We start from the raw sequence: 9,154 nt of genomic DNA, 5'->3' as shown, positions 1-9,154 counted from the left end.
GCTGTCCGCTTTGTAAAAAGGCGGTAACTTATAAAAGCCGGGGGCGGCGTGGAAATGTACTGGACAGGGAAACGCTACAAGTCCTTCAGCGGATATCAGATACAGAGCTGGTGGTACGTTTTGTTAAAATATACCGCAGATATCCAAATGCCGACGTTCCAGAAGAGGATATTTATGAAAGCTCCAGGATATTTATTTGCTTGGACCGTAAAGGTGCTGCAAGTTCAGAACACTTTTACAAGCAATTCTACAGCGAGGATATTACACCATGGAAAAAAGGTAATCGTCCGGTGTTCAGCAAATGGCAGTATAATTTTAATGCGGATGACAATGGTTACCTGTATGACAGGAATCTGGACTTGGTGCTGGATAACACCCCCTGGAAATATTCTCAGCTTAAAAATTACTATCAGGCAGACAAATCGCCGTTTTATGTGATTGATTATCTGAAACGATTTCTGGATTATCCCATGCTGGAATATTTGGTAAAGCTGGGATTATACAGATTGGCGGAGGAACTCGTAAACCCAAACTATTACTATTATATGCTGGATTATGCTATTAATAAAAAAGGTAAGAGCATCTATGGGGTGCTCGGTCTGGGTAAAAGCTATCTTCCGCTGCTTCGGAGAATTAATCCGGGCAGCAAACAATTGACTCTTATCAAAAAGTTTTTGAAGAACCATATTCCTGTAGATGAACAGCTATTTACCTGGTGTACAAGGCATAAGGTCGGCCGGTTGGAAAACCTGACGGTTCCCTTACAATATATGACTGCATATAAGCTGATCCGTTATGCCAATGAACAATTTGACAAGTATCAGAGGAGAAGCTGGTCCGATCAGACAGTGTTTTATGATATGGAAACCCTTTTGAACAGCTACAGAGACTATATCAGTATGTGTGAGGCTCTGGAATACGATTTAAGCAATAGCTTTGTCCTCTATCCTGCCAATCTTTCAAAGGCGCATGATAAGGTCAATGATTTATCGGATAAGGAGAAAGCTCAGGCCTATGAAAATCAAATTCAAAAGCTCTATGAAAAGCTGAATAGCCAGTATACCTTTATGCAGAATGGTTATTTTATCGTTCTTCCGCGCTCAGTGAAAGAAATAATGGAAGAAGGGCACAAGCTCCATCATTGTATAGGAACTTATGTAAAAAGCATAGTAAAAAGAAAGTGCCTGGTTTTCTTTGTACGCAAGGTCAGCGAACCGGACAAGCCCCTTTGTACCGTTGAATTGAATGGGGCGGAGGTCGGTCAGGTGAGTATGTTTGGCAACAAGGCGCCAACCCCTCAGATTAAGCTTTTTTTAAAGGTTTGGGAACAGAAGGTTGTAATGGCGCCAGCGGAGCAGTTGGCAGCTTAAAATACAGGACGGGGAAAAGGCACGAACAGCCTTTTCCCTTGACGATTACTTTATTTCCGAATAAAACATATAACACTTCCGTCATTATGCTTTGCGCGGTAAAAGCGCCCGGTCTGCCAGCTTTACTTAACTCCGGCAGGCTGCCGGCGTTCGACGGATAGAAGGCAATGCCAATACTCACAGCTAAAACCGCAGCGTTTTTCTGCCATTCCCATCTGCAGGGCCATTTTATCAATGAGCTGCCGCGCTTTCTGTGCCGCAGCTTCTTGCGTTAACGTATCGTCTGAATATACAATGAATTCATCTCCCCAAGGCGGGCTACAAATTATCACTTCCAAAGACTTCCAGCAGGCAGCGGGCAAATTTCGCAATACGAGGTCGCCTCCGGGTGTCCCAGCGTATCGTCGATCTGCTTGAATTTATCTAAGTCAAATATCATTAAGGCCCCCGCAGCCTCTGCCGCGCAAAGCAGTCTGGCAGCTTCTTTTCTACCGCCAGTCTGTTTTTTACCCGGTAAGAGTGATCAATCAATGCCTCCTGCTCGGCGCTCATCAACAGCTTTTTCTGTTCACTGATATCGAAAAAGGCGCACAAAACTGTTTGAGAGTCCTTTGAGCAGTCAAAATTACCGTAAACCCACTTCATCTGACCGTGAGCGTCCTGCACCCGGAATTCATGCGCGGACAGTCCGTCCGGCAGAGCCGAAAGAAATTCACGGTCCTGGGGATGGATAATGGGGAGCAGAAAACTCCCGATCCGCTTATCAAATTCCTGGGGCGTATATGCGAGGAAATGATAAAAGGCTATTTGCACCCAGAATGGAATAATCGCGGTCGTTTTTGAATTGCACCACCGAGCTGGGGACGGTCCGGCAAATGGATTCAATATTTTGGTAAGCCCTCTGCAGCGCTCTGTGGCTCTGGTGTTTTAAGTAGAAAATGAGTATTGCTATGAATGAAAATGACAATATCATGACGCCGCTGTAAAAGCTGGTGCTTTTTATAATAGCCTGCGCTTTTGCGTCAATTACATCGGAGGGAATCACCAGCGCTAAATTCCAGTCATTAATTCCTACTGGAATATATTTCATAATGCGCTCCTGGCCGTCCCTTTCATAGGTGATGCTGCCGCCGGCGCCGGTTTCCATATTGTGGAGTATAGCGTCTACATCGCCCGGAGTAAGGGTATTGGAGGTGTTGTCTGCAATTTCATCAAGGGTTTTATATTCTGACGCAGTGGAATCGGTTAAAGCCCGGAATATAATGCCGCCGTCTGATTTCATGACATAATTATATCCTTTTCCATCAAATGCGCCGATTGTGAACAGCTCGGCCAGGTTTTCCATGGAATACCGCCCAAGCAGCACGCCTTCCGGCTCCCCGTTGTCATGAATCGGGACGGATATTACCAGCTTTTCACTTTTGCCGTCAATTTCCGGCAGCCACATGACGGAGGACTCGCCAAGAATCCCACTTTGAAAGTAGGGTTCCCGGGAGATATCCGGCGTTTCCGGATAACCCGGAACATAGAGCGTGCCATCGGCGTCCGCAACAGCCATCCATTTAAAGCGTTATAAATCCATTGGCTCAATATGCTTAAAGTACCTGGAGAGGAAAGGGGCATGTCAAGCTCGCTGATGGAAGCCGCCAGGCCCTCCAAATAGGTCTGGTCGCTTTTTACGCGTTCGTAAATGAGTCTGGCGCTTTGTTCGGTCAATTCTTCCATATAGGTGTCAGTCTCTTCTTTTAGGGCAGAGTGGACAGAATTACCATAAATCAAGGTGGTTATGATAATGACTGCCAGTACCAGAAAAAGTGAGACGCCTATGGCGAACAAGGGCCTTTTATAAAATCGCATGGTAGTTCTCCTGTCTTATATACAGTGAAGCTGTCAGTAAATACAGTTATTATATAATGGCATAACCTGCCCGGTCAATGTGTTTTCATGTAACCAGAAAATCTGTCATGGAAGTATTAAATATTTGTTAAAATTACATGATGTCTGTTGACAGGAGATGCCCCATCCTCATATAATGCCAATAAAACACCTGAAACCAGTTTTTATTCAGAAAGGAACCCTGCTCTATATGGACGACGCCGATAGCGACGCTGCCCGATGTTATAGTAATATAAATCAATGGAATAAGCTTCAGTACATGGAAGGCATAACCTGCGCTCTTTGATAATGGCGCGGGCTATGTCTTTTTGTGTTCTGACTTAGAATAAATAACAAATCATATCTCAAAAAAGAAAGGAGTGGTCTTTCCTATATGGAAAATCACAAGCGACTGCCTTGGCACGCATCAGAGCCGGAGGCAATCTACAAAGCGTTACACACCTCTGAAGAAGGACTTAGCGATGCCGAGGCGGCCGATAGGCTGGAGCATTACGGGCGCAACGAGCTGCGCCAGAAACCGAAAAAAACAATCTGGCAGATGATTAAGAGCCAGATCACCGACCCTATGGTGCTGATTTTAATTGGCGCGGCGGTTTTCTCCGCTGTGCTTCAGGAATGGACGGAAGCAATCGTTATCCTGACGATTGTAATTATCAACGCGGTAATCGGGATTGTACAGGAAAAGAAGGCGGAAAGCTCCCTCGAAGCCTTGAAACAAATGAGCGCGCCTAACGCCAGAGTTCTGCGCCAGGGGGAGGAAAGCATTGTGCCGGCCAGTGAACTGGTTGTGGGAGATATTGTCCTGGTTGATGATGGAGCCATGGTTCCGGCAGACTTACGGTTAATCGAATCAGCTAATTTAAAAATACAGGAGGCGTCACTTACGGGAGAATCCGTTCCGTCGGAAAAGGACGCCAGGGAGACCATGCCGTTAGAGTGTGTGCTGGGAGACCGGGTGAACATGGCGTACACCTCGTCTATCGTTACCTACGGACACGGAACCGGCGTGGTGGTGGCAACCGGCATGGATACCGAGGTCGGCAATATCGCCGGACTTTTAGAGAACCAGGATGAACTGGACACCCCGTTAAAGAGAAAGCTGAACGCGGTGGGCAAGACACTGACTGTTGTTGGTATCATTGTATGCGCCCTTATTTTTGCAATCGGCGCGTTTTACGGAAGGCCGCTGATTCCCCAGTTTTTAGTAGCAATCTCTCTGGCAATTTCTATTATCCCGGAGGGGCTGCCCGCCACGGCAACCATTGTTATGGCATTGGGCGTCCAGAGAATGGCAAAGCAGAACGCCTTAATCCGGAAGCTGCCGGCGGTGGAGACATTGGGCAGCGCCACGGTAATCTGCAGCGACAAGACAGGAACTCTGACCTTAAACCAGATGACCGTCACCCAGATTGCGGTGAACGGGGATTTTGAGGCGGGAAGGACAACACCGGTTGAAAATGCCGGTAAGGAGCACCCGGACGTATACCGGGAGCTGGTCTACGCCGGCGCGCTGTGCAATAACGCAAGCCTGGACCCGGACCACGAGGGAGAAATCATTGGAGACCCCACGGAGGGCGCGTTGATTTTCCTGGCCCAGGAGTTCGGGATTGACCATGAAGAACTGGAAGAGACGTATCCGAGGCTGTTTGAACAGCCCTTTGATTCGGAAAGAAAGCGGATGTCAACCGTCCATGAAATCAATCAGAAGCTGGTTTCCTATACAAAAGGCGCGGTGGATGAAATGCTGCCCCTGTGTACTGGGATTATGACGTCCAAAGGTGTCCGGCCGATTACGCAGGCTGATATCAGGCAGATTCAGGAAATGTGTGATTCCATGTCACAGAAGGCCCTGCGCGTGCTGGGATTTGCTATGAAAACCCTGAAGCGTCTGCCGGAAAACGAGGAAGAAAATATTGAGTTTGATATGACCTTCATCGGTGTCGCGGGTATGATTGACCCGCCGAGAAAAGAAGTGGCGGAGTCCGTCCGCACCTGCCGGAACGCGGGTATCCGCACCATCATGATTACAGGCGACCATAAGGTGACCGCCCTTGCCATTGCAAAAGAGCTTTCCATCTGGCAGGAGGGCGACACCGTGATATCCGGTGAGGACTTATCCGCCATGAGTGAGGAAGAACTGGACCAGGCGGTGGAACACGCCACGGTCTTTGCCAGGGTATCCCCGGCCGATAAGCTGCGGATTATCCAGTCTTTAAAGCGGAACGGTGAAGTGGCGGCCATGACAGGGGACGGCGTGAACGACTCCCCGGCGTTAAAAGCCGCCGATATCGGCGTGGCGATGGGGCGGACGGGAACAGACGTGGCAAAGGAAGCGTCGGACATGATTCTTCTGGATGACAGCTTTACCACCATTGCTTACGCGATTAAGGAGGGACGCCGCGTCTACCGGAATATCCAGAAGGTTATCCAGTTCCTGCTGGCGGGAAATATAGCGGAGATTACAACGCTGTTTCTGGCAACCTTGTTTAACTGGGACGCTCCGCTCCTGGCGGTGCATATCCTCTGGGTGAACTTAGCGACAGCCACGCTGCCGGCTCTGGCCCTGGGCGTTGACCCGGCCAGCAAAAATATTATGAAGCATAAGCCGGTGAAGGCGGGAACGCTGTTTGAGCGCGACTTGATTGCCAGGGTGATACGACAGGGTATTTTCGTGGCGGCTATGACAATCGCCGCGTACTTTATCGGAGCGGGTCAGGGCAGCCATACCACCGGCCAGACCATGGCCTTCAGCGTTTTGGCGATTTCCCAGATGCTCCGCGCGTTTAACCAGAGGTCCAACACCGAACCCATCTGGGTGCGGGCGGAGGGTCCGAATCCGTGGCTGGTTGTATCGTTCCTGATATCAGCCGGTCTGATGGCGTGTATCCTGTTTATCCCGGCGCTGCAGAGCGCTTTCCGGCTGACTTATTTAACCGGAACACAGTGGCTCACTGTCCTGGGGCTTTCCGCTATGTCCATTGTGCAGATGGAAGCCGTGAAGTGGGTGAAACGCGCCAGAAAAAGAGAGAAACGATGATTTCTACGAGGAGGTGAAGTATGAAAACAGAGAAAAGAAGAGCGTTTATTATTCATTTTGCATACTTTTCAATTTTGTTTTTGATGGCTTTTGTGGTGTTGAAATATGGTTTGTCCATGCTTTCCCCGTTTGTGGCAGCCTTTTTGATTGCATGGGTCTTAAATGGCCCCATTGGATTTGTGTCAAAAAGGCTCCGGCTAAGCTGGAAGGCAGCCGCGATTCTAGTGGTGCTGTTGTTTTACAGCACCATCGGGTTTTTGATTTTCCTGCTGGGTGTCAAGGCGTTTTCCGCGGCAAAGGAACTCATTGGCAGCCTGCCGGATATCTACGCGTATTATGTGGAGCCGGCTTTAATCAGTTCTTTCGACAGTTTTGAGCAGTCGATTTTCCGGATAGACGATACACTTCTTTCTGCCTTCATGGAACTGGAAACCCAGTTTGTCCAGTCGGCGGGGCAGATGGTTTCAAGCCTGTCCATGGACGCTATGGGGCATATCTCCGGATTTGCCTCTTCCTTACCCGGCTTATTTATTGAAATGCTGCTCGTGATTATTTCTACGTTTTTTATTGCATTGGATTATCACCATTTGACCGGATTTTGCCTGATGCAGCTTAACGGAAAAGCGAAGGACATATTTTTTCAAATCAAAGAATATGTGGTGGGAACCTTACTTGTGTGTATCCGTTCCTACGCGCTGATTATGACCATTACGTTTGTGGAGCTGGCGGTGGGACTGTCTGTCATAGGGGTGGAAAACCCGGTTCTGATTGCGTTCCTGATTGCGCTCTTTGATATTCTTCCCGTATTGGGAACCGGAGGCATCATGATTCCATGGACGGTTCTCACGGCTCTGCAGGGAGATTATCCGCTGGCGCTGGGGCTTCTTTTGGTTTATTTGTTTGTCACGGTGGTCCGCAACATTTTAGAGCCGAAGATTGTCGGCAGCCAGATAGGGGTACACCCTGTGATAACTCTGGCGGGCATGTTTGTCGGCGCGCAGTTGTTTGGTGTCCTGGGTCTGTTTGGTTTTCCAATCGGGCTTTCGCTGCTGCGCCATTTAAACGAAAAGGGAGCTATAAAAGTATTTAAGATGGCGGAGGAAAAATAATGAGTGTGGGTATGATTTTTGGCTTATTGGGCGGTCTGGCGCTGTTTCTATACGGTATGCAGATGATGAGCGTCAATTTAGAGGCGGCAGCGGGAAACCGTATGAAGCATATCCTGGAGCGCCTGACCGCCAACCGTTTTTTGGGTGTCTGCGTGGGCGCCGTTATCACAGCGGTGATTCAGTCCTCTTCCGCCACTACAGTTATGGTGGTGGGCTTTGTCAACTCCGGGCTTATGACGCTGCGGCAGGCGGTCTGGATTATCATGGGAGCGAATATCGGAACCACGGTCACGGGGCAGTTGATTGCTCTTGATATCGGCGAGCTGGCCCCGCTGATTACCTTTATTGGCGTGGCGCTGGTTCTTTTTGTAAAAAGGAAAAATGTCCAGTTTGCCGGCGGTATTATCGCCGGTCTGGGAATCCTGTTTATCGGCATGGGCATGATGGGGGAGGCCATGGTTCCTCTGCGTGAATCGGAGGCATTTGTCAACCTTATGACCCGGTTCTCAAATCCGCTGCTCGGAATTTTGGCCGGAGCTGTTTTTACAGCCATCATTCAGTCCTCCTCCGCTTCCGTGGGAATCCTCCAGGCGTTGGCTGTCAGTGGTCTGATCGGTTTAGACAGCGCGGTGTTTGTGCTGTTTGGACAGAACATAGGAACCTGCATTACGGCGGCGCTTGCTTCTATTGGAGCGAGCCGTGACGCAAAGAGGGCGACTCTGATCCATCTGTTGTTTAATGTAATCGGAACAGCTGTATTTACGGCTGTCTGTATCATTTGGCCGCTTACAGGCCTGGTGGGAAGTTTTACGCCACATAATCCTGCGGCGCAGATTGCCAACATGCACACGCTGTTTAATATTGTGACAACGCTTTTGCTGCTGCCATTTGGAGCACAGCTTGCCCAGTTGGCAGGAAGGCTTCTGCCTGATAAGGCCATGGGAAAGGCGGAGGAGGAACGCTGGTTTGAGGATCTGCTGGAGTCAGAGCATGTGCTGGGGGTATCGGTAATTGCCAGAAAACAGTTGAAGGAGGATATCGGGCGGATGCTTTCCCTGGCTGCGGAAAATGTGGACAAGGGCTTTCTGACATTCGGGGACAGGGACGAGGCGGAATTGGAAAAAATCCTGGAGCGGGAGGAAGAAATCGACCTGCTGAATGCACGGCTGTCGCGGAAAATCTCAAAGGTTCTCCAGGCAGAGCATTCCCCGGCTGAGGTGGAAGCCCTGCGCCACATGTTCACGGTTATCGGCAACATAGAGCGTATCGGAGATCACGCAAAAAATCTGGCGGGATATGCCAAAAACATGATGGACCGGAAACTGGAGCTGTCAGATCAGGCGTCGGACGAGTTGGCGGAAATGAGGCAGTCCTGCAGGTGCGCCCTGCGGCTGCTCTGCAACGCGGATTATATTGCTTCGGGCTATCTGGCGGAGGAAGCCGCTCTGCTGGAGCAGGAGATTGATGATAAGGCAGCTTTGTACCGGTTGAACCAGATGGAACGTATGGGCGTGGGAACCTGCCATGTTGAGACTTCCATTCTGTATTCAGAAATTTTGACGGATTTTGAGAGGATTGGAGATCATGTATTAAATATAGCACGCGCCTGGGCCGGCCTGGAGGAGACGGACCGGCTCCCTGTAAGTGAAAAGGAGAAATTATGAAACCTGGAAGAAAGAGTCTGGCGGCTATGCTGTTGCTGCTGGTTATAAGTGCTGCTGTTGTATGGTTTGGGATGGTGG

The 9,154-nt window shown here is 49.5% G+C and carries 6 protein-coding genes; 4 read left to right on the top strand and 2 right to left on the bottom strand.

The window, feature by feature from the left end:
• Positions 1-1,370: PcfJ domain-containing protein (locus ACLTD4_RS31340; protein ID WP_412331860.1), on the top strand; the 1,370-nt coding region annotated here is incomplete at its 5' end.
• Between the two features lie 438 nt (positions 1,371-1,808).
• On the opposite strand, the gene ACLTD4_RS31335 is transcribed toward ACLTD4_RS31340, so the two are convergent.
• Both ACLTD4_RS31335 and ACLTD4_RS31330 read right to left on the bottom strand, forming a co-directional pair.
• Positions 1,809-2,015, bottom strand: coding sequence for a hypothetical protein (locus ACLTD4_RS31335; RefSeq protein ID WP_412331859.1), 207 nt, complete (start codon positions 2,013-2,015; stop codon positions 1,809-1,811).
• A gap of 118 nt (positions 2,016-2,133) precedes the next feature.
• On the bottom strand, positions 2,134-2,928 hold the full coding sequence (locus ACLTD4_RS31330; RefSeq protein WP_412331858.1) for a cache domain-containing protein: 795 nt from the start codon (positions 2,926-2,928) through the stop codon (positions 2,134-2,136).
• Positions 2,929-3,639: 711 nt separating this feature from the next.
• On the opposite strand from ACLTD4_RS31330, the gene ACLTD4_RS31325 reads away from it, so the two are divergent.
• Genes ACLTD4_RS31325 through ACLTD4_RS31315 form a run of 3 tightly spaced genes read left to right on the top strand, consistent with a single transcriptional unit; the run spans position 3,640 to position 9,076 of the window.
• Positions 3,640-6,303, top strand: coding sequence for a cation-translocating P-type ATPase (locus ACLTD4_RS31325; protein WP_412313732.1), 2,664 nt, complete (start codon positions 3,640-3,642; stop codon positions 6,301-6,303).
• Positions 6,304-6,323: 20 nt separating this feature from the next.
• The gene (gene ytvI / locus ACLTD4_RS31320) at positions 6,324-7,412 is read left to right on the top strand and encodes a sporulation integral membrane protein YtvI (RefSeq protein ID WP_412313731.1); all 1,089 of its coding nucleotides are present in this window, start codon (positions 6,324-6,326) and stop codon (positions 7,410-7,412) included.
• Positions 7,412-9,076: a Na/Pi cotransporter family protein gene (locus ACLTD4_RS31315; RefSeq protein WP_412331857.1), complete on the top strand. Its 1,665-nt coding sequence runs from the start codon at positions 7,412-7,414 to the stop codon at positions 9,074-9,076. Before ytvI ends, ACLTD4_RS31315 begins: the two co-directional genes overlap by 1 nt.
• Positions 9,077-9,154 lie beyond the last annotated feature (78 nt).

It is taken from the genome of Hungatella sp. (assembly GCF_046966825.1).
Note: the sequence above shows the minus strand (reverse complement) of the source record. Positions and strands in the feature narration are given on the sequence as shown.

What these genes read in the sequence shown, in the direction of transcription:
- ACLTD4_RS31335 (WP_412331859.1), bottom strand. Translation starts at nt 2,015, where the DNA reads ATGAAGTGGGTTTACGGTAATTTTGACTGCTCAAAGGACTCTCAAACA.
- ACLTD4_RS31330 (WP_412331858.1), bottom strand. Translation starts at nt 2,928, where the DNA reads ATGGCTGTTGCGGACGCCGATGGCACGCTCTATGTTCCGGGTTATCCG.
- ACLTD4_RS31325 (WP_412313732.1), top strand. Translation starts at nt 3,640, where the DNA reads ATGGAAAATCACAAGCGACTGCCTTGGCACGCATCAGAGCCGGAGGCA.
- ytvI (WP_412313731.1), top strand. Translation starts at nt 6,324, where the DNA reads ATGAAAACAGAGAAAAGAAGAGCGTTTATTATTCATTTTGCATACTTT.
- ACLTD4_RS31315 (WP_412331857.1), top strand. Translation starts at nt 7,412, where the DNA reads ATGAGTGTGGGTATGATTTTTGGCTTATTGGGCGGTCTGGCGCTGTTT.